The sequence below is a fragment of the Candidatus Bathyarchaeia archaeon genome, assembly GCA_038873195.1.
GTDB lineage: Archaea > Thermoproteota > Bathyarchaeia > Bathyarchaeales > Bathycorpusculaceae > DSLH01.
Window position 1 is genome coordinate 146,281 of record JAVZEV010000001.1, and the last position, 23,985, is coordinate 170,265.

25 protein-coding genes and 1 pseudogene are annotated in these 23,985 nt (G+C 40.9%); 12 read left to right on the forward strand and 14 right to left on the reverse strand.

Going from position 1 to position 23,985, the window contains the following annotated elements:
• Positions 1–13 precede the first annotated feature (13 nt).
• Complete coding sequence (locus QXW63_00750; GenBank protein MEM3460429.1) at positions 14–898, forward strand: DUF2099 family protein; 885 nt, start codon at positions 14–16, stop codon at positions 896–898.
• Here the strand turns inward: QXW63_00750 and QXW63_00755 are convergent.
• From QXW63_00755 to QXW63_00790, 8 genes and pseudogenes are all read right to left on the reverse strand, one after another.
• The gene (locus QXW63_00755; GenBank protein ID MEM3460430.1) at positions 895–2,232 is read right to left on the reverse strand and encodes an MBL fold metallo-hydrolase; all 1,338 of its coding nucleotides are present in this window, start codon (positions 2,230–2,232) and stop codon (positions 895–897) included. The genes QXW63_00750 and QXW63_00755 overlap by 4 nt on opposite strands.
• Positions 2,232–3,950: a hypothetical protein gene (locus QXW63_00760; GenBank protein ID MEM3460431.1), complete on the reverse strand. Its 1,719-nt coding sequence runs from the start codon at positions 3,948–3,950 to the stop codon at positions 2,232–2,234. Before QXW63_00760 ends, QXW63_00755 begins: the two co-directional genes overlap by 1 nt.
• Before the next feature lie 67 nt (positions 3,951–4,017).
• Positions 4,018–5,376, reverse strand: coding sequence for a CoA-binding protein (locus QXW63_00765; GenBank protein ID MEM3460432.1), 1,359 nt, complete (start codon positions 5,374–5,376; stop codon positions 4,018–4,020).
• A gap of 82 nt (positions 5,377–5,458) precedes the next feature.
• Positions 5,459–6,241 (reverse strand): ABC transporter permease, encoded by a 783-nt coding sequence (locus QXW63_00770; GenBank protein ID MEM3460433.1) that lies wholly within the window; start codon positions 6,239–6,241, stop codon positions 5,459–5,461.
• Positions 6,241–6,996 (reverse strand): annotated as a pseudogene (locus tag QXW63_00775) (ABC transporter permease). The gene QXW63_00770 and the pseudogene QXW63_00775 overlap by 1 nt, the downstream one beginning before the upstream one ends.
• Positions 6,997–7,023: 27 nt before the next feature.
• On the reverse strand, positions 7,024–7,986 hold the full coding sequence (locus QXW63_00780) for an ATP-binding cassette domain-containing protein (GenBank protein ID MEM3460434.1): 963 nt from the start codon (positions 7,984–7,986) through the stop codon (positions 7,024–7,026).
• A gap of 53 nt (positions 7,987–8,039) precedes the next feature.
• Entirely contained in the window at positions 8,040–9,347 is a 1,308-nt protein-coding gene (locus tag QXW63_00785; protein ID MEM3460435.1) for an amidohydrolase, read from the reverse strand.
• A gap of 123 nt (positions 9,348–9,470) precedes the next feature.
• Positions 9,471–9,887, reverse strand: coding sequence for a PadR family transcriptional regulator (locus tag QXW63_00790; protein MEM3460436.1), 417 nt, complete (start codon positions 9,885–9,887; stop codon positions 9,471–9,473).
• 222 nt (positions 9,888–10,109) lie between these two features.
• Here QXW63_00790 and QXW63_00795 point away from each other — a divergent pair, with 222 nt between their 5' ends.
• The 5 genes from QXW63_00795 to mgtA all read left to right on the forward strand — a co-directional run bounded on the left by QXW63_00795 (position 10,110) and on the right by mgtA (position 17,221).
• Entirely contained in the window at positions 10,110–10,424 is a 315-nt protein-coding gene (locus tag QXW63_00795; protein MEM3460437.1) for a PadR family transcriptional regulator, read from the forward strand.
• Positions 10,425–10,496: 72 nt separating this feature from the next.
• Positions 10,497–11,483 (forward strand): polyprenyl synthetase family protein, encoded by a 987-nt coding sequence (locus QXW63_00800; protein MEM3460438.1) that lies wholly within the window; start codon positions 10,497–10,499, stop codon positions 11,481–11,483.
• 326 nt (positions 11,484–11,809) lie between these two features.
• Positions 11,810–12,895 carry a hypothetical protein gene (locus tag QXW63_00805; GenBank protein ID MEM3460439.1) on the forward strand — a complete coding sequence of 362 codons (1,086 nt, stop codon included), beginning with the start codon at positions 11,810–11,812 and terminating at the stop codon, positions 12,893–12,895.
• Between the two features lie 27 nt (positions 12,896–12,922).
• Complete coding sequence (locus QXW63_00810) at positions 12,923–14,035, forward strand: TIGR04084 family radical SAM/SPASM domain-containing protein (protein ID MEM3460440.1); 1,113 nt, start codon at positions 12,923–12,925, stop codon at positions 14,033–14,035.
• A 201-nt stretch (positions 14,036–14,236) separates the two neighbouring features.
• Positions 14,237–17,221 carry a magnesium-translocating P-type ATPase gene (gene mgtA / locus QXW63_00815; GenBank protein ID MEM3460441.1) on the forward strand — a complete coding sequence of 995 codons (2,985 nt, stop codon included), beginning with the start codon at positions 14,237–14,239 and terminating at the stop codon, positions 17,219–17,221.
• A 360-nt stretch (positions 17,222–17,581) separates the two neighbouring features.
• Here the strand turns inward: mgtA and QXW63_00820 are convergent, their stop codons facing one another.
• Positions 17,582–18,820, reverse strand: coding sequence for a hypothetical protein (locus tag QXW63_00820; protein MEM3460442.1), 1,239 nt, complete (start codon positions 18,818–18,820; stop codon positions 17,582–17,584).
• 123 nt (positions 18,821–18,943) lie between these two features.
• Between QXW63_00820 and QXW63_00825 the strand changes: the two genes are divergently transcribed.
• Positions 18,944–19,279, forward strand: a complete 336-nt coding sequence (locus QXW63_00825) for a MazG nucleotide pyrophosphohydrolase domain-containing protein (GenBank protein MEM3460443.1) — start codon at positions 18,944–18,946, stop codon at positions 19,277–19,279.
• 20 nt (positions 19,280–19,299) lie between these two features.
• Here QXW63_00825 and QXW63_00830 read toward each other — a convergent pair whose 3' ends face one another.
• From QXW63_00830 to QXW63_00850, 5 genes are read right to left on the reverse strand one after another with little or no spacing between them, the layout of a single operon-like run.
• Positions 19,300–19,701: an arsenate reductase ArsC gene (locus QXW63_00830; GenBank protein ID MEM3460444.1), complete on the reverse strand. Its 402-nt coding sequence runs from the start codon at positions 19,699–19,701 to the stop codon at positions 19,300–19,302.
• Positions 19,702–19,749: 48 nt separating this feature from the next.
• Positions 19,750–20,100 carry a hypothetical protein gene (locus tag QXW63_00835; GenBank protein MEM3460445.1) on the reverse strand — a complete coding sequence of 117 codons (351 nt, stop codon included), beginning with the start codon at positions 20,098–20,100 and terminating at the stop codon, positions 19,750–19,752.
• Entirely contained in the window at positions 20,100–20,303 is a 204-nt protein-coding gene (locus QXW63_00840) for a hypothetical protein (GenBank protein ID MEM3460446.1), read from the reverse strand. Before QXW63_00840 ends, QXW63_00835 begins: the two co-directional genes overlap by 1 nt.
• Before the next feature lie 3 nt (positions 20,304–20,306).
• Positions 20,307–21,344 carry a permease gene (locus tag QXW63_00845; GenBank protein MEM3460447.1) on the reverse strand — a complete coding sequence of 346 codons (1,038 nt, stop codon included), beginning with the start codon at positions 21,342–21,344 and terminating at the stop codon, positions 20,307–20,309.
• Positions 21,345–21,357: 13 nt separating this feature from the next.
• Positions 21,358–21,630, reverse strand: a complete 273-nt coding sequence (locus tag QXW63_00850) for a thioredoxin family protein (GenBank protein ID MEM3460448.1) — start codon at positions 21,628–21,630, stop codon at positions 21,358–21,360.
• Between the two features lie 51 nt (positions 21,631–21,681).
• Between QXW63_00850 and QXW63_00855 the strand changes: the two genes are divergently transcribed.
• The 5 genes from QXW63_00855 to QXW63_00875 all read left to right on the forward strand — a co-directional run bounded on the left by QXW63_00855 (position 21,682) and on the right by QXW63_00875 (position 23,983).
• On the forward strand, positions 21,682–22,023 hold the full coding sequence (locus QXW63_00855; protein ID MEM3460449.1) for a metalloregulator ArsR/SmtB family transcription factor: 342 nt from the start codon (positions 21,682–21,684) through the stop codon (positions 22,021–22,023).
• 19 nt (positions 22,024–22,042) lie between these two features.
• Entirely contained in the window at positions 22,043–22,492 is a 450-nt protein-coding gene (locus QXW63_00860) for a putative zinc-binding protein (GenBank protein MEM3460450.1), read from the forward strand.
• Positions 22,482–23,066: a (Fe-S)-binding protein gene (locus tag QXW63_00865; protein MEM3460451.1), complete on the forward strand. Its 585-nt coding sequence runs from the start codon at positions 22,482–22,484 to the stop codon at positions 23,064–23,066. Before QXW63_00860 ends, QXW63_00865 begins: the two co-directional genes overlap by 11 nt.
• 57 nt (positions 23,067–23,123) lie before the next feature.
• Positions 23,124–23,513 carry a metalloregulator ArsR/SmtB family transcription factor gene (locus tag QXW63_00870; GenBank protein MEM3460452.1) on the forward strand — a complete coding sequence of 130 codons (390 nt, stop codon included), beginning with the start codon at positions 23,124–23,126 and terminating at the stop codon, positions 23,511–23,513.
• Between the two features lie 92 nt (positions 23,514–23,605).
• Complete coding sequence (locus tag QXW63_00875; GenBank protein MEM3460453.1) at positions 23,606–23,983, forward strand: universal stress protein; 378 nt, start codon at positions 23,606–23,608, stop codon at positions 23,981–23,983.
• Positions 23,984–23,985: the final 2 nt, after the last annotated feature.

Genomic DNA, 23,985 nt, shown 5'->3' on the forward strand with positions numbered 1-23,985 from the left:
TGAGTGCGGACAAATGAAAAAGCATTTTTCATGCGTATCGGGCGAGCATGAAATCTATTGTTGCGGTGCTCGAGTGCGGATTTCAGAGAAAGGTGTTGAAGTTTTAACTGAACCTACTGTTGAATATTGCCCTTTGCATGAAGCTTTGTATGGCTCTAAGACAATTGATTTGGAAAGTGTGCAGAAAAGTGTGGAAAAGAAGATTGCGGGTTATGGTTTTTGTTGTGCACGAAGAGTTTTTGACTCTGAGTCCGTAGTGGCTTATGGCGCGTCTGAGATGATGAAAGTCTGGTTGGAGAAAGGACTTGTTGACTGTGCGGTCATTGTTTGTGAAGGTGCTGGCACTGTTATAACTGCTAATGGTAGCCTCGTTCAAGCCATAGGTGCGCGGTTAACTGGCATAATTAAAACGTCGCCAATTAAGGAAATCATCAAGCACATCGAGGCGAGTGATGGAATTGTTTTGGATAAAACCAGTGCAAGAATTAACCAAGTAGAAGGTGTTAAACAAGCATCTGACTTGGGCTTTAAACGTGTCGCCGTGAGCATCGCTGGTTTTCAAGCCGAAGCAATTAGTGAAATTAGAAAGTTCGAGAGAACTGCTGGCTTGGATGTTCTGGTGTTTTCTGTGTGCAACACATGCGTAGGCAAAAATGACATTAAACATGTTGCTAAGGCTGATGTTGCTTGCGCAAGTGCTTCAACGCTTATGCGCATGAAAATCGGCAAAAATGCGCTTTTGCAGTTGGGCGTTACCATTCCAGTTTATGCCTTAACTGAAAAGGGCAAAAAACTTATTTTAGCTTATCTTGCATCGTTTAAAGATAAACTTGTTATTTTCAGAACGAACAAACTGCCTTATCACGCCGAAAGCAAGAGTCCAAAGCTTAAAGGTTAAACTTCGTATTTCTTCTCTTTTTCAACCAGTACCGTTTTACTTTTTAGGTCGCTTGTGAATCTGGCTAGGAGTTCCGCATTTTCTGTGTGGATTGGAAAAATTTTGTTGGCGTTTATTTCTTTTAGTATAGCTTTTAGTTGTAGTGGCATTATGTGCCCTGACACGTGAATGTGATACTGCGGCAAACCGTAATGTCCAAGCCAGTTAACAAGTTTTTCATAGTCCAGTTCCATTTCTTCATTGAACGGTTCAGAAGCCGACAAAACATAGCAACTTCCCGCAGTGGGGTTAATTTCTACAAGTTCTTCCAAATCGTAAAAGGATAGGGCTAAAATTAGTTCGCATTGCTGCTTCGAAACATCGGAGGCGTTTTTAATTTTGTCTTGATATTGTTCCATTATTTGGCTTTTCCACTTGTCTTTTGTTTTCTTCGATTTTCGAAAAATCAAAATGTTAGCGTCACTTAAACTCGGAATCTTTAACCCTTTATCCTTACGAAGTGCTTCAAGCAAGTAGGCTTGCTTCAGCGAAACAGCTAGGCAACGCTTATTCGCTTTGGCAATTCGGTAAAACGAATTTAACCTATCCACGTCTGTGGAGGCAAAATTGGCAAGCACTATCCCATTGGCTTGCTCAACAATACTGTTCAATTTGTTCTCAACCTCAGCTTCTGAAGAAACGGACGCGCCGGTCATGTTTGTAGCTTCGGTGATAACAGCGGCTGGTTTGGCAGCTTTTGCTTTGTTGACAAAATCTTGTGTCATTTGAGGCTTTGCTCCGTGAATTCTGAAATCACCAGTATAAACAATAGCTCCGTTGGAAGTGTGAATTATAAATCCATAAGCGCCTGGCACGGAATGGTCCACATGAATTGGCTCTATTTCCACGTCGTCTATGGCTACTTTTTTTCCAGTTCTGAACGTCTTAAATTCTATTCCTTCAACGTTAAACTCCAATTCTGTCCTTCGCATTTCACTCAGCGCTTGCAAAATGATTTTTGTGGTTTCTCCGCAGTAAACTGGGATTTCACGTTTTATGAAAGACAAATAGGCTGAGTGGTCCATATGTGCATGAGAGAGAAAAACTGCTTTAACCTCTGGAGCTTTCTCGTCAAACTTGTAGATGCCTTCTATTTTTGGCAAGATATCCAGTTCTTGCAAACTTTTTTCATTTCGAGGGGAAAGAAATGGAGGCGAATAATATCTTTTTTTCATTGCGAAGGACATGCCGAAGTCAAAGAAAACTTTCACGTCGCCATCTTGGAGTAGAATTTTGTTTCCGCCGATTTCGTTTACTCCGCCATAAAATGTCAAAGAAGTCTTGCGTTTAACCATCATATTTCCTTCTTTTTGTCTACATTTTTGCAAATGTTGGAAATAGCTAATATTATGTGTGGAAATGTGAAGATGCTAAAAACTTTCGTGTATTTTGGATTTCCAACTTTCTTAACAACTTTTGCGTCCCCTCCAGCCCTTAAGTAACCTTCAATGAAAGTTCTCGTGAGATTTTCTGCTGGGTGCGTGCCAACCCAAGGCGGGATGTAGTGTCCCGCATAATAAAGAAATTCTGCAATGTCCCAAGTTTTGTCGCCATTTCGTGAAGCTTGTTCAAAATCTAAGAGGTAGATTTCGCCATCTTTTCCTATCATGATGTTTTCTGGTTTTGTATCGCCTAAAGAAACATTAAGGGCGTGTGCCTTAGCGAATTTTTCGGCGACTCTGCTTATAACGCTTAATTCTTTTTCTGTTCCACTTTTGGTTTTTGAATTCACGATTTTTCTTATTATCTTCTCAAGGCTTTCTCCTTCAATATGCTCCATGAAAATTAATCGTTCGCTAGGACTCACATGTAATATTTCTGGAACAGCAAATCCGTTAGAATGTAGAAACTGGTTTATGGCGCATTCTCTTTCAAGTCTTGAAAGACCGGAAACAGCGAAAGTTCGGGTTCCAACAGTCCATAACGTGAGCGGAAACCACTTAAAATTAGATAAATCCCTGTAGCTTTTAACAACAATCTTTTTTTCTTGGCGGTCTGTTAAAGCTCTTATTAAATAGACATCATTTAAAACGCCGCCAATTTCTTCGATTTTAACTGTTGTGTCTTTTTTGGCGGAGAGCATTTTCCTTGCAAATGCTTCGATGTCGATTCTGTTTGCTAATGGCACAAGTCCGCTGGCTGTAGGCACATATAGGTATCTCTGGGGGTCTTCAATTTGATGGGCAGTTTTTGAATTTACGTCTGCGATTTTCGGAAGTTTGAGAAGAGTTTCCTTGTTCTGTGAAATGAAGCTCATGACGTTTGGAAAAATGTTGAGCAGAGACGTAAATAACGTCCTTTGTGCTTTCTGGGCGGTTTTGAGAAGACTTACGAAGCGAACTTTTTTGCTTCTAACCGAATCAGCGAATTTTCTTGAAATTTTAATGTAACCTTCCGAAAAGCTGATTACATTTTCTTTTTTTAATTCTTCTAACGCTTCTAAATATCCCTTCAAAACACTTTCTAAATTCTCTTTCCTGGCGCTTCTCTGCATAAAACTTAACATGTCTTGAATCATTGGAGGAAAAAGCCGCGCTCGACTTAACAAAGTTTCATACATGAAATATTCAGGTTTTATGCGGATTTCGTAGGAGAGTTCAGGAAAATTCAAGACGAGGCTTTCTAAAAGTTCAGTAATTAAGCGTTTTTTCAATTTGACTTCTTGCTTATGCAAATAATTCTCGTTTAGTAAGGGCATGTATGGAAATGTTAACGTGCTTGCTAGGGCTTCGCCTAAAAATCCTCGGTCGACATCTCTTTCAAAAACCCACATGTCCGTTGCGGAAACCACGATGTTTCTATCATCAAAAATGTTCACGTAATTCATTAGTCTCGGCTGAAAATCGCGAATTACAAGCAGCACTTTCACTTGTTTCCTTGCGTCAGTCAATCCAGATATGTAATCTCCAGAAGTGCACGCTGCCGTTATCTCGCATGGACCAGCGACATGTCTACAGAAATTTAGAATTTCTCTTGATAGTTGCTCACTTGAGTTTCTTGGATGTTGAGCCAAATTTTCACCTAACACAAGGCACGTAGCAGCCACAACAATAGAATCTATTCGGCTTAGAGAGATATATTTAATGCTTCTCGAGAATCTTGCCGTAGGTTCTCAAAACTTTTAGAGCTTTTGCAGCTTTTTCTGGCAAGTTATACAATGGTATACTAGTATTGCCTAAAACTTTGTATACAAGTGCAAAATCCTCTCCGCCTGCTGGCACATCCACAACAGGCTTGCCTGGATATTTTGCAGCTATTTTAGGTATGACCTTAGCGTCTTTCGGCTCAAAGAAGCAAGATTTAAGCATGTTTATTATTAGGACACCGTCCACGTTTTTGTCTGCAAGCACTAAGTCAAGTACTTTCGCGTATCTTTCCGCTCTTGCGTCAGCTATCATGTCAATTGGGTTAGAGGCATCTACACCCGGGTATAACGTCTCAATTTTCTTTTTAACTTTCTCTGATAATGTTGCAAGTTTAAGATTGTTTTTCGCAACGGCGTCTGCTGCCAAAATTGCTGGTCCACCAACGTTGCTCACGATTGCTACGTTGTCTCCGTGCATGGACGGCTGTTTTGAAAGCGCTATAGCGGCGTTCATCAACTCCTCAACGTCGTCAACTCTTATTATTCCCGCTTTTTTTAGGGCGGCGTCAAAAATTTCGTCTTTTCCCGCAATTGAAGCGGTATGCGATTTGGCTCTGTGTGCTGATTCTTGTGTGATTCCGCCTTTTAAGGCTAGTATTGGTTTTTTCTTGACGATTTTTCTTGCTTCTTCTATGAATTTTCTTCCATCCTTTATTCCTTCCATGTATAGACATATTACTTTCGTGTTTGCGTCTTTCCCTAAATAGTGTAGCAGGTCAACATCATCCACGTCTATTTTGTCTCCCATGAAAGCAAATTTGCTTATGCCGATGTTGTAGAAGCATGCCCAATCAAGCATGCAAGCGCCTACTCCACCGCTTTGTGAAATTACTGCAATTTTTCCTTTTTTGGGCATGGTGTCTCTTTCGAAGGTTGTGTTCAAACCGTTGGCTGTGTTTATTACGCCCATGATAGTGTTCGGTCCCAAAATTCTAACTTTGTATTTCTGTTTGAGCTTGAGCAACTGTTGACGCTGTTCGTCCTTGTATCCTCCGGTAATCAAGACAAACGCTTTGACGCCTTTTTTGGCGCATTCTTTAACGTAGATTATTGACTGTTTCGACGGAAGCATTACAACAGCAAGCTCTGGAACTTCGGGCAGTTTTTCCAGTTTGTTATAGCCAATTTTCCCATCCATATCCAAAATGTAGATTTTTCCGTTGAAAAATTTCTTCATGTTATAGGTTACACTTTTGAAAAGTTGCGGAGAAGTCATGCCCACTTTTTCTTGGAGTACGCTTGAGCCTATTAGGACGACTTTTCGCGGTTCAAAGATAGCCGCCACTTCATCCATAGAGTTAACCTTCAAACCTTAGCTTTTAAGAGGGAAGGAAAGAAGATACGTTGTTCCCATTCATAAATTTAACTTTTACAATTCAAGCGCGTTCTATTATTTTCATGTACGCAAATGCTGCTCCCAACGTGAAAATTGCGGAAAAAGCTAAAACGTTTATTATTGAAGTAAAAGCGAAGGGTGGATAGCCCAAAAGGAAATTGCGAATCATGTCTGAGGCATTGCTAAGAGGATTAATTTCCGCAAGTGTTACCAGCGGCATGGGGAATTTGCCGTCTTGTCCAAGCTGTTGGATAAGCGAAAGCGGATAGAAAACGCTACTGCAGAAGAAGAGAGTGTAGTAAACTAGACCTCTCGCAGTTATGAATTTTTCAAGACTTGAAGTGGAAACCGCAATTGCTATGCTTAACCCTGAAATTCCCACGGCTAACAAGAACAGAACAGCCAAGATTAGGAAGAACTGCCACACGTTTGGAAAACCTAAAAATATGAAGCACGTGAGTAAAAGCGGAGACATGTATAGCATTCCGCGCAAACCACCTGAAAGTACACGTCCTATGGCAAGCTCTAGCCTAGTCATTGGCAAACTTAGCATGTAATGATGCACTTCTCTTCGGCGTTCCATGTTTATCTCGCGTCCAATCATAAAAGCGGAAGCAAACAATCCAGTCACCGCGAGTCCTGGCGCGAAGAAGTTGAAGTAGCTTTTGATTTCGCTTGCTACTGCGCCGCTTATCATGTAGTTGTAAACGATTGCCATTATGAATAAGTCGGCTAGGTTCATGCTGATTAAGCCTACAAGCCACCATTTGTAACGGAAGAAGTTTCTGAAATCGTGTTCCAGCAAGTATAGAATTGCCTTCATTATTGCCAACCGCCTCCTTCAATACGCTTGTCGTAGATTATTATGCCTACGAAAGTGAAAAATGCAAAAAAAGCGATTATGCCCAGAAGTGGCAACAAAGGATTATCAAGAGTTGTTATCGACTCAATGCCTGTGCCCCAGCGGAATAAGTCTGCAGCGAAAGTAACAGGGTTGAAGCTTGCAACTCCACCATAAAAGGGATTAGCTGCTTGCACAACCGCTAAGGGATACATAGCCGTGCTCAAGCGAACAATTAAAGCATCCAAAACACCCATCAAAATATCGAAGCGATCACTGGATTTTATCATCACAGCGATTGTAATGCTCATTCCAGAAACTCCAAAAGAGAACAGGAAAAGCGCAAACAAGGCTACGAGAAAATTAAGCGGGTTAATGGCGCCTATGACATACAATGATATTGCTATCATTGGTCCAACGTAAATGAATGATCTGAGTCCTCCGCCTATTGATCTTCCGAGAACCAGCTGTCTTCTTGAGACTGGAAGGCTCAGAAGGTATTCGAAGACGCCGTGTTCTGCTTCTTCGTAGATGTCAAATCCAATGAAAATGGCTGCGGAGTATAGCGTCATCACAGAGAGTCCGGCTACGTAATAGCGAAAGTAGTCTGGCACGGCTTGAACGTTTATCATGCGTGAGGCGATTAGTCCGAACAGTGCGATTTGTGATGCGAACCATATTAGCCGCATTATGATTAGGAATTTGTATTGGAAGAATATGCGGATGTCTCTCTCTACTACTAAGAGGACTTTATTCGTGTTTTTTCACTCTCCGCCTTTTTGGGCTTCTTCTATTGTTAAGCCTGTATAGTGTGCGAATACGTCGTCGAGGCTTGGCTCGCTCATGCGGATGGATGTTATTGGCATGTTTTGTTTCATGAATAGGTTCATTATTCTTGGGACGACTTCCTCAACTTGGTTCAGATAGACGCGTATGTTGGAAGGCTTAACTTGTAAAACGTTTACGACTTCCTTAAATTTCTTGAGCTGTTCAACAATTTTTGGCGGAGTTTCCTTTTCAAGTTGTATGTCTACAACGTCGCCGCCTGGAATGTTGTCTTTTAGTTTTTTGGGTGTGTCAAGCACGAGCAATTTGCCTTTGTGTATTATTGCCACACGGTCTGATAGCACATCTGCCTCGTAGAGTTCATTTGTGGCGAGGATTATGGTTGTTCCTTCTTCGCGTAACTGGCGAAGCATGTTCCATATGCGGTGTTTGCCTACCACGTCGATTTGGGCTGTTGGTTCATCAACAATTGCAATTTTGGGGCGTTGAACGAGAACTTTGGCAAGTTCGACTCTTTTGCGCATTCCGCCGGAGAGCGCGTGAACGTTTTTGTGGCGGTGGTCCCACATGTCTAAGGCTTCTAGAACTTCTTTGACTCTGCGTTTGCGTTCTTCAGTAGACAATCCGCAGACTTTTGCGTGCCAATTTACTATGTCCCATGGTGTGCTGACCCAGAGCATTTTTGGCTCTTGAAACACTATTCCTAGTAATCCGCGAACTTTGTCTGGGTTTTTTCTTATGTCATACGCGCCTACTGTCGCCGTGCCTTCTGTTGGACGTATAACCGTTGCAAGCATGAGAATTGTTGTGGTTTTGCCTGCTCCGTTGGGTCCCAAGAGTCCAAGGATTTCTCCTTCCTCGATTTCTAGGTTTAAGTGGTCTACTGCGGTGATGTTTCCGAATTTTTTGGTGAGGTTATCTATCTTGATTATTGGCGGCACTTTCTACGTCATGCTCCGAAGCAGATACAATAAACGATACTTTTAGATAAGAGTTATCGTGAAACTAACCCCAAACCTATCTTTTGAGCATTTTCTATTACAGCATGTTCGTCGAAAGTTTTTACTTGTCGATTTTCCATCAAAATTTTTCCATCAACAATAACAGTGTCTACGTCACTTCCATGTGTAGCGTAAACGAGGCTTGCATAAATGTTATGTAAGGGTTTAAGGTGAGGCTTCGAAAGGTCGACCAAAATCAAATCTGCCCCCTTGCCAACTTCAATAGAACCCACTTCTTTCGTAAGTCCCAAGGCTTTGGCTCCATTTATTGTTGCCATTTTCAAAACTTCGTAGGCTGGTAGAACTGTAGGGTTTCTGTAAGTGTGCTTCTGAAGCAAAGCTGCAATTTTCATAGTTTCGAACATGTCAAGAGTGTTGTTGCTAGCGGGTCCATCGGTTCCTAAACACACGTTCACACCTAAATCCATCAAGTCCTTCACTTTCGCTGCGCCTTCCCCAAGTTTCATGTTAGCCACCGGAGCATTAACTACATTGACACTCCGTTCAGAAAGAATGTGCATGTCTTTTTCTGACAAGTCTATGCAATGTGCAGCCACGACTTTCTCATTCAAAAAGCCAATTTTATCTAGAAACTCAACCTCGCTTAGCCCATGCTTCTTCTCAAACTCTTTAAACATTGCCTTCGACTCAGCCAAGTGTATTTGTACCCCTACGTTCAATTCTGTAGATTTTTCCTTAATCTTTTTTAACAAATTTAAGCTGCAACTGTAAGCCGCATGGGGACCTAACATAGTTCTAACGCGGCCATTGGCGTATCCATGAAATTTCTTAGCAAAACTCACGCTTTTTCTAAACGTTATTGCGCCCAAAAGCTTATGTCCAGATTCAATTATGCCTTGCGCTAAAACGCCTCTCAGTCCGCTTTTTTCCACAGCCTTTGCAGCCATGTCCTCGTAAAAGTACATGTCCGCGAAACATGTTGTTCCGCTCTTAATCATTTCTAAGCAGCCGAGAAGAGCTCCAGCGTAAACATCGCTTGCTTTGAGTTTAGCTTCTAAAGGCCAAATGGTTTCTTTCAGCCAAATGTCGAGCGGTTGGTCTTCAGCTATTCCGCGAAAAAGTGTCATTGGCAAGTGTGTGTGGCAGTTAATTAGTCCAGGCATGGCAACTTTTTCTTTCGCGTCTATCTCTTTTTCAGCTTTTATGCTAGTTGCTGCTGCAGATTTGCCTACAAAAGTTATTTTTCCATCTTTTATGGCCATGGCGCCGCTTTCTATTATTTCTTTCTTGTTCATTGGAAGAATGGTGCAATCGCGGATTAGAATGTCTGCTTTTTCCAAATTGCATCCTTAATTTAGATAGAGAAGGAAACGATAAAAAGGCTACTAAAATTTGACTGAAGAAGGCGTATGCTCATTTGTTTTTCTCGTGTGAAAATTAAGAGGTGTTGGCGGTGGTAATTGTTAGATTAGCGATTTTGAGTGTTCGATTTTCTTTAGGAATGGTCGCAGTGCAGGTTGGATATTGCTCTCTTCGCCAAGTTCGCCTTTTGGCAGTCCTGGCGTGCCGATTTTTCTGCATATGAAGTTAAGCGAGTCTTCTGTGAAGTTCAGTAGGTTCTGTCCTTCTGTGGTTAGCTTATACACTTTTCTTGGTCTTTCGTTGTCCATGTTCCATTCGCTTTTTACGTATCCTTTCTTTTCTAATGTTCCTAGTAAGGGGTATATTGTGCTTGGTCCGAAGTATACGCCGAAGGTTCTGCGGATTTTTGTGATTATTTGGTAGCCGTGCATGGGCTGTGAGCTTAGGAATTGTAGTACAATTAGGTCTAGGAGTCCTTTCATTAATTTGGTTTGGACTTCTCGTGAGTTGTTTACCATTTTTCCTTCCTCTTGTATTTGTGTTCGACGCGGATACAATATGTCTATTTTAGGACATATCTCAAGTCTTTATAGTGCCTAAACGAAAATATAAAGGTTCATGCTTACCGCAGACATATAAAAGCATAACAGCGGCATATTGAACTATTCAATTTCTTACATAACCTAAATAAGCCAAAACATGAACAAGTCCTAAACAGGACACTGCCAGAGAGTGAAAAATTGACCGAAGACTTTAGAAAAGAAATTGTTCAACGCATAACCAAAAACCTGCTCGATATTCAAATACTCAAACTAATAGATAGAGAGCCAATGTGGGGCTACAGAATAAAAAAGCAAATGGAAGCTGAATTCGGCATAAAACTCAGACACGGCGCGTTATACCCACTGCTTAACGCTTTAGAACAAAAGGGTTTCTTAACAAGCCAAAAACAGCAACAGGGTGGAAGAACAAGAAAAGTCTATGCAATAGCTAAAAACGGAAGAAGATATGTAGAAGCGTATAATGACGTGTTGAAAGAACAAATATCCGGATAAAACACGAGCAGTGAATTACCGCATTTTAACCTAATCAAATCTTTTAAACAACTAGGCAAATAAGAATAGGGTATGGTAAAGAAATTAGGCAAAATTATAGTTGCCGACTTAGAGAAGCGAAGCAAAAAAGGACTTGAATTTGCAAAACAAATAATGCAAACAGAGAGAATGGAGCATCCCATACTACGTGAAGCGCTTGAGCACTACCTTACACATTGGAAAGACTTTACGCATCCAGGCTTGTTCTCGATGGCATGTGAAGCGGTGGGAGGCAACATTGATGATGCTGTGTCGGCGCAAGCGGCGATAGCTATGATGGCCGCGGCATTTGACATACACGACGACATTATAGACAGATCCAAAGCTAAGCATAAGATACCAACTGTTTATGGAAAGTTTGGCGCTGAAATTGCTCTTCTTCTTGGCAATGCGTTCCTAATAGAAGGTTTCAAACTTTTTGTTGATTCAACGATGTTGTTGCCAAAAGAAAAAGGAAAAGAAGCGCTTGATACGCTTAAGAGATTAATGTTTGAAGTTGGCAATGGACACGCCATTGAGGTTGGCTTAAAAGGAAGAAAAAAGGTTGCGCCAGATGATTATATGAAGGTTATCGGAATGAAGGCTGCGGGAATCGAGTTGGATATGCATTTTGGGGCTTTGTTTGGCGGTGGAAAGGATGCGGAAGTTGAGCAGTTAGCTAGACTAGGAAGAATTCTTGGAATATTAGTTTTGCTTCGGGAAGAGTTCATAGATGTTTTTGAAATCGAGGAGCTTCGCCAACGAATCGTCGTACATGATCTGCCTGTGCCACTCTTATTTGCAATGCAAGATCCGGAGGCAAAGGGAAAAGTTAATACGGTTATTTCAAAACCGAAGATATCGCAGAACGATGTTAATGAATTGGTTGAGTGTACTCTTGAAGCGACGCCTGTTGTGAAGCTTAAGAAGAAAATGCAAGCTTTAATAGAAGAAGGGTCTAAATTTGCTAAGTGCTTACCTAATCCAAAACTAAGAAGTCAGCTTCAGACTTTTTTGTCTTTTATGCTTGAAGACTTATAAGTTTAAGCGTATATTCTGACGGGCATATCTTTCTTCTTTGCTCTTTTAACTGCTGCCTTCTTCATCTTATTCCCCTCACGTATTATTGTAGAACATATCTACTTATTAAGGTTTGTTGTTGAACAAGAATACAGAATGGTGATTAAGAAGAGTTTTATCTTTAAAAACCACACTCTTTGGTGAGTTGTGCTATGGTTTCAATGAGCGCGATTAGAAAGGAAATTGCTTGGCGGGATGCTGCACCAGCGATTTTTCTAGTGAATAACAGTTTTGTATGGTACGTATTGACTTATTTTAGTTTTGACATGGTTATAACCGACCTGAAATTGTTTGCAACAGAAGAATTTAGTTTGTTCGCATTGTACTTTTTAGGAGTTGCAACTTCGGCAATTTTTGGTTCGAAATTTTTTCCACGCGCTCGTGTGAAATTCCTATATTTGTGGTTGTTTATGGGAGCAGTCGCGACATCACTTTTAATTACAGTTTTTAGTAATGATATGTTAGCCAATTTCTTGGTTGCTCTTTTTTTGGGCATTTCGGTTGGTTTAGGATTGCCTTCTTGTTTAAGTTATTTTGCCGAGTCAATACGTATTGAAAATCGTGGCTTCATAGGCGGAATAACATGGAGTGGTGTGGGATTTATTGTATTATCTCTGGCTCTTTTAATGAATATGCTTGGACAGTGGGAAGCAATTATCATGCTGACAATCTGGCGACTTTTTGGTGGTTTTAGTTTTCTGTTTTTAACTAGACAGAAAAAGCTGTTAGGTGAACAAAAATCCACGAGCTACTTAAACTTAATTCGTAAAAGAGAGGTATTGTTGTATTTGTTTCCTTGGGTAATGTTTTCTCTCATAAATTTTGCAGAAACGCCAATTTTGGAAAGGGTGTTTGGTGTGGAATCTTTTGCTTTTGTGGGGATCGTAGGGTATGTTTTTATAGGAATTTTTGCGGTTGTTGGTGGTGTTCTTGCGGATGTTGTTGGAAGAAAACGTGTGGTTATTACGGGCTTTGTTATGCTAGGTATTGAGTATGCAGCGTTGAGTGTTTTTTCTTCTTCTCCAGCTACTTTGTATTTGTTTATGACTCTTGATGGCATAACATGGGGGCTTTTTGTTTCTGTTTTCTTTATGGCTATTTGGGGGGATCTTGGCGAAGGTTATGTGAAGGAGAAGTTTTATGCTTTGGGTGGTCTTCCTTTTCTTCTTGCGAATTTTGTATCTATACTAATTAGTCCTTATGCTGGTGCTATTTCTCCTACTGCGGCTTTTTCTTTTGCGAGTTTCTTTCTTTTTTTGGCGGTTATTCCTTTGATGTATGCTCCTGAGACTTTGCCTGAAAAGAAGATTAAGGAGAGAGAGCTTAAGGAATACGTTGAGAAGGCGAAGAAGATTAAGGAAAAGTATGGTTAGGTTGAGGGAAAGCCTACGTTCTTTCATGTGATATTAACGAATGAGTGTAATCTCGAGTGTAGGTACTGTTTTGGTGAGGCGGTTGAGGATGTCGTTGACGATTTTTCTGGGTTTGAGGTTGACTATCATTTGCCGAAAAAGATGAGTTATGATGTGGATGTTTTGAAGAGTTTTTGTGAGAAGGACCCTGATTGCGTTTTGACTTTTTATGGTGGAGAACCACTGTTATGCGTTGATAATATTAAGCGGATTATGGATTGTGTGAAGGCTAAGTATTTTATGGTTCAGACGAACGGTTTGCTTTTGGATAGGCTGGGGTCTTCTTATGTTAATCGTTTTCACACTATTCTTGTTTCGATAGATGGCGACGAAGCCTTAACGGATTTTTACAGGGGAAAGGGCGTTTTTCGGAAAGTTATTGAAAATTTGCGGCTGATTAAGCGGAATGGTTTTGGGGGTGAGTTGATTGCGCGTATGACGGTTATGGAGCAGACGGACATTTATGAGCAGGTTAGGTGGCTTGTGGATAATGCTGAGTTTCCGTTTTCTTCTGTGCATTGGCAATTAAACGCGGGTTTCTGGAGCAGCGATTTTGCGCGGAGAAACTTTCAGAAATGGAGCGAAGAAAGCTATAATCCTGGGGTTCGTATGCTTGTTAAGTTTTGGGTTGATCACATGGAGAAGGCTGGACGTGTTTTGCGGCTTTATCCTTTTTTGGGCGTTGCGCATTCGTTTTTGTTTGATGAAAAGGCGAGTTTGTTGCGTTGTGGTGGAGGATGGATTAACTATGCGGTTCAGACGGATGGGTTTATTGTTCCTTGTCCGACGATGTGGGGAATGAAAAACTACTATTTAGGGCATATTAGCAGTGCGGAGCCTTTGAAGTTGCCGCGGGTTTTTGTTGGTGAACCATGCACCAAATGTGAGATTTACGGGGTTTGTGGAGGTCGTTGTTTGTATGCGAATGTTACGAAAAGGTGGAATAGTGAAGCTTACCGTTTAGTGTGCGGCACTGTGAAGAATTTGGTGGACGCAATAACTGATGAAATGCCAAGAATTAAAGGGCTTATTGAAAATGGAAGCGTAAGCCTAAAAGACTTCGAATTCATGAAATACAACGGATGCGAAATAATCCCATAGTTTTTTATTGCATCCCTTATATGGCGGTTATTTTTGCTTTTTGAAGAAGGTTTAAATTTTCGTTTTCTTGATTGTGTCTCCTTAAAGTGCGATTGTGCTGCTTTTGTCGTATGCAAAATTGCGGAAACAATTTTAAGAATGTGCTGGTTTATAGCGGTATGGGCGCTCAGCTCGAGAGTTATTTAAGAGGAATGGACGGAGATGATGAAGAATCAAAACGTAGAGAGGTTAAGTGTAAGCCAAGTTTCGAGCTGGGCTCTGCCAAACACCGAAGAGCTTCTAAGTCTACCAATTGATGAGCTTCTTGCTCGTTTAAACACTTCCATGTCTGGACTCTCTTCAGAAGAAGTGGAAGAACGCCTAAGAACATATGGTTACAACGAACTTGCCAAAAGAAAGAAGAGAACAGCTATTATCAATTTTCTTTCTCACTTCCGTAGTCCTTTGATAATTATATTATTGATTGCAGGGTTAATTGCGGGTTTTCTTGGAGAGATTATAAACGTTGCAATTATATTTTCTATTGTTTTCGTGAGCGTTATACTTGACTTTTACCAAGAATCAAAAGCCGAAAAAGCTGCAGAAGCGCTGAAGGAAAAAGTAACCACAACTGCGACGGTTCTCAGAGACGGCGCCAAACAAGAAGTGAGACTTTCCGAGATTGTTCCAGGCGATATCATATATCTTTCGGCTGGAGACATTGTGCCTGCAGATGCACGAGTCATCGCTGCAAAAGACCTATTCTTGAATCAGTCAGCGTTAACGGGAGAATCATTTCCAGTAGAAAAAACATCTACACCAATAAAGGCAAAGGGAACAGCGCCCACAGAATGGAATAACTGCCTTTTTATGGGGACTTCAGTTGTAAGTGGGACAGCAACAACTGTTGTGCTGAAAACTGGGAGTCACACAGAATATGGAAAAATCGCTAAAAGACTTGTCGAAAAAGAACCTGAAACAGAATTTGAAAGGGGAATCAAGGGTTTTGGTTTTCTAATAATGCAAGTCACCTTCCTTCTGGTGATGTTTGTTTTTTTCATAAACGCACTTTACAAGCGTGACGTTTTGGAGTCCCTCCTTTTTGCTGTGGCCTTGGCTGTTGGCTTGACGCCTGAACTTCTACCGATGATTATCACCGTAAACCTTTCCAAAGGAGCTCTTGCAATGTCTAAGAAAGGCGTTATCGTAAAGCGCCTAGCGGCTATCGAGAATTTCGGAAGCATGAATGTTTTATGTACCGATAAGACAGGTACGCTCACAGAGAACAAGATAAAGCTTGTATTGCATGTGGATATGGAAGGAAATGATGATGAAAAGGTGCTGTTGTACTCATTTCTGAACAGCTATCACCAGACAGGATTGAAAAGTCCACTCGATGAGGCTATACTTGGATATAAAGACATCGATGTGAAAGATTACCAGAAAATCGATGAAGTTCCATTCGATTTCATAAGAAGGCGAGTTTCTGTCGTTGTTGAGTATGAAAAACAGCGATATTTTATTGCTAAAGGAGCCCCTGAGGAGATAATCAAAGTATGTTCTTACTGTGAACATGGCGGCATGATTTCTGATTTAACAGACGAATTTCGCAGAAAAATTGATCAGAAATACTATGATTTGAGTGTTGAAGGGTTCAGAGTCTTAGCAGTTTCCTACAAGAAACTCAAGGAAGAGAAACCCGTATACTCTGTGAATGATGAGAGCGATATGGTGTTTTTAGGTTTTGTGGCGTTTCTTGACCCGCCTAAAGAAACAGCGCGGGAATCCTTGCAGTTATTAAGCAAGGCGGGAGTAGAACTAAAAATCCTCACCGGCGACAATGAATTAGTTACAAGGAAAGCATGTGCGCACTTAGATTTTGAAATCAAAGGAGTTGTCCTTGGAAGTGAAATTGCTCAGATGCATGATGATGCACTTTCTAGGGTTGTTGAAGAAGCAAACGTTTTTGCGAGAGTGACACCAGCCCAAAAAGACAGAATAATTAATGCTTTAAAAAACAACGGACATGTGGTTGGCTTTTTAGGAGACGGAATCAACGACGCGCCTTCAATGAAGACCGCAGACATTGGCATATCAGTAAATAACGCTGTGGACGTAGCCAAGGAATCTGCTGACATTATACTGCTGCAGAATGACCTGAGAATTCTTGATGAAGGCGTTTTAGAAGGGCGAAAAACTTTCGGCAACACTATGAAATACGTCATGATGGGAGTTAGTTCAAACTTCGGCAACATGTTCAGCGTCGCCGGAGCATCCCTTTTTCTGCCATTCTTGCCCATGCTTCCGATACAAATACTCTTAAACAATCTACTCTACGATTTCTCCCAGTCCACCATAACCACCGACAATGTAGATCCAGAATATGTTGAAAAACCCAAACGATGGGACATTTCCTTCATAAGGAGATTTATGATATTCTTAGGACCGGTAAGCTCCATTTTTGACTTCCTAACATTCTTTATAATGCTACTTGTTTTCAACGCAACTGAGCCTCTGTTTCAAACAGCATGGTTTCTCGAGTCTTTATGTACACAAACCTTTGTCATATTTGTCATAAGAACAAGAAGAACGCCTTTCTACAAGAGCAAACCAAGCAGACTTTTACTTTTAAGCAGCCTAAGCATCGTTGGCTTTGCATTGATACTGCCATTCACGCCTTTAGGCGAATTATTCCATTTTGTGCAACCACCGTTCACGTTTTTCCTAGTCTTAGCGGCATTGATTGGCGCTTACTTAGTGTTAACTGAAACCGTCAAAAAGTGGTTCTATAAACGATATGCTTACCGCTTGGAGCAAGTTTTGATTCCGGCAAGACGAGCTGGACTTTACTTCAGCAAGACCGCAAGACTTGTTCAGGATATGGTGGCCATAATCTGCTTGCGTGCTGAAGACGAGATTTCCATCGATTCCTTATTAGCTGATCTAACACGAGGCGTAAGCTATCCTTTCGACATGGACCAAGTAGGCCATAACATTCAACATCTAAGACGTGCAGGGCTCATTAGTATTAATTGGCGTCAAAGGACAATAAAACGAGAAAAGCCTATGAAAGACTATATAACGAAACAGGTGATGACAAGCCAATTTTGGCCAAAAATAGCTGAAGATTGGCGAAAAATCAGCGACATCATTCAAGAGAAATACAAGAAAGTGAATACAGAATATCAGAACCTTTTATCTTCATAAAAGTCAGAGAGAGATTCCTAGCACAGTTTCAGGAAAGAAAAATGTCGCAGTACCTTTTATAGAAATTTAGTACGGGCAAATCCTGAGAATTTGAACTAATGTTACCTCGTTTTTAAGAGGATTATTCACGTTTTATGTAGACTTGAAACACATTTTTAGGCATTTTTTGAAAAAGAGGGGCTATGCGGGAGACATCTCCACTTATGGCGAATTTGATTTTAATTCTTATTAAGCAAATAGAAAAATTCTAGCGTAAAGTCTACCACAGTTTCAACGTATTTATAAGGGGGTATAACTTCCGCAGAGAGCTTAAAAACAAGCAAAATTCAAGGTATGATTTCGAAAAGATATGAAATAGTCCTATGATTCATTTGTTTGATTTGTAATGTTTGTTTCTATTTGCACGTCGTCTTTATCGAAAATTAAGTATGTTACAACGTTTGTTTTATCTATCCCATGCCAATTATACGTGTTTCCTATTGAAACCAGCTTTTGTGTAGGTGCCACAACATTAAAGCCATCATAGTTGAAGTTGTTTTCGAATAATGCTCCAATTAACGTTATAGTTTCCGCACATGGATTCAATTGACTGTAAATGTTTGGACTGTTATCCGTGTAAAACATGCCGCCTACCACAGTAAGCTTTGAAATCATCCGATTCCTTACGAGTATGTTTGGAGCATCATCGCCTAAACCATTCTCCACCCAACAATTCGTCAACTCCAAAACTGGCAAAAGCGCGTTTTCTCCAGTTCCACCTCCAACAACAATGTGCGCTTCCAACTCATCACTCCACACGCTTTTGCTTGCCAAAAGACAATTAGCCAATTTCAACTCCGCCACATTCTTCGCGTATACGTCTGCTTTTCTATGAAAACCGAACAAGCAATGGATTAGGTTTATTTGACCACCCGTTCTATAACCCTCACCAGCGTCGCCAATTTTGACGCCGTACTCTGTTACTGTGTCTGAAGCGTCGTTGGTTATTCTTCCATCAATCCAACAGTTAAAAAGCAACGTGTCTTCGCAACCTGTTAAGTCTATATTAGCGAATTTGGCACCCCAAATTTTGCAATTCCTAATTTGATGAACAGGCACTTGACTTGGCATGCGCATGGCATCTATGCATTTTTCAGCTAAACCATTACCATTAATGAACAACCCATCTAAATGTGCATATCTTACATTACGTATGTCGAAAATCGCAAGCATCGGTTCAACAGCAACTATTTCGGCACCGTCGCTTATTATGTAAAAATCTTCTTTCAACGGAATTATAGACTCTGTGACGTAGAACTTTTGCTTTTTGAGATAAATACAAGAAAAACCAGCATCCAAAGCTTCTTGGATATTTTCATATTCTTCGCCAACTCCCACAACAATTTCAGCAGTTAACGATGCGTTTATCGAAAATTCACTGTATCGCTCATAACCTTTAGGTATCCAGCCTTCGTAATCTTCGAAGAACGTAAAGGTAGATTTGCTGTCGTCGCTGTGTGAGTTATAGTTTGCCGTAGGCGCAGCATAACTGATAAGCAATAGAAAAAACATTGAAACCACTGCGAATGCTGTGAAACGATAGCCTAGCTTAGACTGCATCAGTCATTCCAAAAAGCAACTCGCCTGCTAACATGGTAAGGTTTTGTATGTAAGCAGTCCGCACTCACAGAAACACAGCGACTTGCCAAAATCTTAATTTGCCCATTCCCCAATTGTGAATCGGTGAACGGCTTGTCTGTAACCCTACGCGACGCCCAGCATCTTTGTTGGAAAAACTTCCGCAAAATTAACGATAAACTCGACCCAGAACGAGGCAAAAACTGGACACCCTTTGTAATGGTCACTGATTTACTGGAAGAAGCAGGCGAAGTAGCCGCTGTAGTTAAGGGTTTAGAAGGTTATAAGCCGCCGGAAAAGCCGAAGACTAAAGAAATGCTTGCCACGGAGCTTTCTGATTTGTTATACATTATTTTTGTTCTTGCTGAGCATTACGGCATCGAACTGGAAGAAGCTTTTCTGCAAACAGTGAACGATTACATGTTACGCTTCATTAAATAGGGAAAAACGTTCTCAAAGGTCTAAGCTTCAGAAAGCTTCAAGACAAGCTTTTTAACTCTTCTTTCAATCTCGTCTCTGATTTCACGAACTTTCTCTATAGGCTTTCCTTTCGGGTCTTCAAGCTCCCAATCAGTTACCTTGTTCAGCAGTGGCGCTGGACATATACCTTCGGCACCGCATCCCATAACAATTATCATATCTGCTTCTTGAACCATTTTTGTGCTAAGAAGTTTCGGCTTGTTTCGTGATATGTCAATTCCCTTTTCACGCATGGCTTGAACAACAACCTGGTTAACCTCTTTAGAAGGCATTGTTCCCGCACTTACTGCCTCAATTTTGCCTTTTCCATAATGATGCGCAAAGGCTTCAGCCATTTGGCTTCTGCCGGCATTCTCAACACAAACGAAAAGAACTTTTTTCACGTTTCTTCACTCGCACTTTACCTTTGTATGTCGTGTCTTTTAAGTTTGTTATCTTTTGCTTTCGCAGTCCATGCAAATATTGGCTTCTCTGTTAGTCCAGAAAGTTTTGCCACACTTGGCGCAAGTAGTTTTGCGCAACAGCCCCTTATCTCCAGACTTAACCATAGCAAAGGCAAATTCTCTTTTTGGAAAACTTATCGCTTTTTTATGGCACAATGGCTCACATGCCGTGCAACCGTTTACGCACTTAAACGGATAAGCAACAACAGCTTTCCCATTCTCAAAAATGAAAACGCCATTAGGACAAAATTCTACGCATTTGGGCTTACCGAAACTGGCGCAACCGTCGCATTTTTCCGTAAAAACTGTTGGATACCACGGCATTGAAGATTTTGCCATTAAGGCTTTTCACCCTTCTCGGATTTTCTTCGGCAATCAAAGCAGTATTCCGTTTCAAAATTTGCCAAAAAAGTTTTTCCACACTCTTTGCATTTTACTTCTTTAAGCATTCCCTCTTTTATCGGCGAAACCGATTTCAAAACATCTACTGCAGCTTGCGTGCACGCACATGAGGATTTCTTTTCTGTCTTTTCGCCCTTCATAGACTACAGCGACCCACTTAAAAAGCCATATAACAACCCGAATATTACACTGCCAGCCCAAGCAATAAGTATGTATGTTAAAACAACTTTCCACTTGGCTATTCGCGAAACAGCCAAAGCATTTGCAACATCATATGGCTGTCCCATAAGCCAACTAAGCAACGCACCTTTTGACATGCCCAAAGCGTACATTCCTCTTCCAAGAACAATTTCGACCAATGTTGGCGTATATAATGGTCCGCCAATAACGGATGCAAGAAACACGCCCGTTACGCCTGTCAGATAAGTGCCAACTATGTCTTCGGGCAGGTAAGCTTCCACGTAACCAACCACAATTAAGCCCGCGATAAAGAAGGGCAAAATTTGCTTTGCCAAATACGCCGCAAATTTTAATGATGCCCAAAGTCTTTCATCTAATGGCAGCTTAACTACTTCGACTGATGCTTTGCCAGTCGGAGCGTTTAGTTGATGTTCCTTTTCTATTGCCTTTCCCCACGGAGTCTTCGACATTATTATGCCTGCAGTTAAAGCAACAACAACCGACGCTATTATGCGCACTCCAGCAAGTTCCCAAGATATTAACTCTCCAGTTAATAGAATACTCAATATGTTAGCAGCTGGAGCCATAAGCAGAAAGGTGATGGCCGGACCGATTCCTGCTCCAGCGAAGAGCACACCCGCAAACAACGGAACCATCGTGCATGAACAAACGGTCAAGAAAGGCGCCATTCCAAGAGCAAGCCCATACCCCGCGACCTTCCCGCTGCCCATATATTTTGTTATTGCCTCTTTCGGCACAAACTCGTAAACCAGCCCAGCTGCAACAAACGCGAACAGAAGACATATCCATCCGTGGCTGAAGTAGTCGATAAGATATGCAATCGGGATTTCCCATATGGCTAGACCGTGAAAATCAGCTGGCTTCATCGTTGGCGCAAGCGAATAAGCCATTATACGACTGTAGATTAGTAAGCCGATGACTGTAAATACAAAAAGCAAGAGTATTGCTGTTCGAATACTTCTGACTGTTTTTTCGTCCATAATCTTTCCGGCTCTACTTTGCGGTTTCTCTTATCAATTTTTCAATTTCATCTTCTTTTGGAATTCTTCCCATAATTTTTACAGTGTTGTTTATGGCTATGGCTGGAGAAACCAGAACGCCATATTTGCCCACTATTTCTTTTGACATTATGTTAGCCTTTTTAATCTCCACTTTAATTTCCGACTGCTTTAGTTTTTCAGCAGCTTTTTCCACTACCTTCTTTGCCGCTTGACACCGCATGCACGGCGGTTCAGGTCCGATAACTTCCACTTTTACTTCCTTCATGTTCTCACCTTGCTTGATTATTGAGAAACATAACAATATTTAAATATTGCTATGGACTTTGCTTTAAACATGCATCCCCAAACAAAAAACACAAACAAGTTCAAGGCTAAAATTTTCAATGCACTCGCTGACCCAATTAGGCTTGAGATTCTGGAGTGCTTACGCAATGGCGAGAGATGTGTGTGCGAAATTATTCCACACTTGGGAATTGCGCAACCTCTTGTTTCCCGACATTTGGCAATCCTGAAAAATTGCGGACTTGTAACGCATAGAAAGAAGGGAAACCGAAGGTTTTATTCAGTTACTGACCCAGAAGTTTTTCATATAATTGACGCTATTACCGCAGACTTGGTGGATGCGCTTTCGAAACGTGTTATTGAACAGATAGTTTAGTAAGAGGCGAAAATGGAAAATGTCGAAAGAGGGAGAATGGCAAGAAGGAATGCCAACACATGAGACCATACTATTCTCTTGTTTTGGCGGTTTATCAAACACCGGAATAACAAGCGCTTTAGCGTGCTTGGAGGCTGTAAAGGAGCTTGGCTTGGCGAAAGTGGCTATTGGCTGTTTGCCTTCTGTGCCGTTAGGTGTGAAACCAGTCTTGGGAAAGGCTAAAGCTGCGAAGAAAATCATAACGGTGGATGGTTGTCCTTTTGAGTGTGCAAAGAAAACTGTAGAAAATGCTGGCTTTAAAATTGCTAGAAGTATCGTGCTGGTCAGAGACATCGGCATGAAAAAAGTGGCTTTGCACACCGACATCGGCAAAGGCTTAGGAGTTGAAAAATACATCAGTCAAGAAGACATAAACAAAGCCAAAAAACTAATCATAAAATCAATTCTGGAGAAAACAGATGAGCGGTAAAGATTTCATGGAACTTTTGTTTCCTGAGGTTTTAGTTAAGAAAATTGAGATAAAAGAGATAACGCCTTGCACTGCTGACCCTGAAAGGATTAAATTTTTGGCTCAAGCTGATAAGGCTCTTGAGGATGTGCTTCCTATTCTTTACCTTGCAATTCCAAACGCGAAATATTCTGAAAAACTTGGCGCTTTAAGCTATAGGTACAAGCAACATTTGATAACAATGTTTTCGACTGGAAGAATCGGAATGACTTATGTCAAAGACAGAAGTGAAGCGGAACAATTGATAGAAGAAGCAAAAAACCTCATAAACCATGCCTTTGTCTATCTGAAAATCCACGGAAAACCTGAACCAAAGTTGATAGAGTCAAAGAAGGAGCTTAACCCCACGAAGATTTACGAAAAACTTCCAAAGACCAACTGCAAAGAATGTGGAGAGCAAGGGTGCTTCGCTTTTGCGGCAAAGCTCCTGAACGGCGAGAAATCGTTACATGACTGTTCTCCCTTGAGTTTGAAAGAAAATGCCGCAACTAGAATTCAAATTGAACAGATGATGAGCCCTATTAAACTGAAGTAAAACCGCGAATTTAAAACATATTTAAATATTTTGTTTTGTTAAATTATCACGGTGGAAATGTCTAAAATAAAAATTGATAAAAGACTTAAGCGGCTTGTAAACACTGGAATATGTCCCTATGATGACCCACTGAAATACGCTGATGAGCTTAGAGAGCTTGCGAACGAAATTGCAAATGCAGAAGAAGCTGGAAAGCAAAGCAAATTTTTCAAAGCGTTAGGTGATGCGACTAGGCTAAGAATTTTGAAGCTTTTAGAGGTTAGGGAAATGTGTGTCTGCGAAATTATGATTGCGCTGGGCTTGACACAGCCTACGACTTCTCACCACTTAGGAATATTGGAAAATGTGGGATTAGTAAGGAGTAGAAAAGAAGGCAAATGGGTTTACTATATGATAGCTGACCCGAGATTAATTCAAAATCTGCGCAGATTCCATGTTATGCAATAAGCACATGTTTGATTATTTATTTTCTAGAGAATTGTAACAATAGATTTAAATACTTTAATATGTTCCTTTTTTAGCTCACGGTGAAACATCACTTGAAAAAGATATTGGTTGGTGTTGACGGTTCAGAGTATGCGGAAAAAGCTCTGAAACAAGCAATTCAGGTTGCACAGAAGTTTTCTGCGAAGGTAACCGTAGTGAATGTTTATCATGCTCCTACTGGTCAAGAAGTGAGCCAAAAAATCTTAGATAAGGCTAAAGACATTCTAGAAAATAGCGGTGTTAAGTTTAATCTTGTCTCAGTTTTGAACCCCAACACTCCTAAAGTCATCACAGACATGGCTAGAGACGAAAAATTTGACTTAGTGGTGGTTGGAAGTCGAGGAATAGGCGCTGTCCATGCGTGGTTAATAGGAAGCGTCTGTAACAAGATATGCTACGACTCGCCTGTTAGCGTGCTTATCGTGAAGTAATT